Genomic DNA, 273 nt, shown 5'->3' on the forward strand with positions numbered 1-273 from the left:
TCGTTCCCCCTAATTATTTTTGTAATATAATTCTGGAATTATATTACTTAATTTATTAAATCAAAGTCTTTTTATTATGTCAATTAATTATATAAAAAGGTTTTCAAAAATATTTTATTATAGTAATATTGATAAATGAATAATAACACAAGTGAGGAGAAACTTTGAAAAAGATTATTTACCAACAAGACGAAAAAGATTGTGGCGTAGCTTGTATTGCCATGATTTTAAAGCATTATAATACAGAAATACCCATTCACAAGTTACGTGAGT

1 protein-coding gene is annotated in these 273 nt (G+C 24.2%); it reads left to right on the forward strand.

Annotated elements, in window-relative coordinates:
• Nucleotides 1–164 precede the first annotated feature (164 nt).
• The coding region (locus QP324_RS12055; protein ID WP_284816218.1) for a cysteine peptidase family C39 domain-containing protein at nucleotides 165–273 on the forward strand (109 nt) is incomplete at its 3' end.

The sequence above is a fragment of the Corynebacterium sp. UMB0012 genome, assembly GCF_030216265.1.
In the GTDB taxonomy this organism is placed as follows: domain Bacteria; phylum Actinomycetota; class Actinomycetes; order Mycobacteriales; family Mycobacteriaceae; genus Corynebacterium.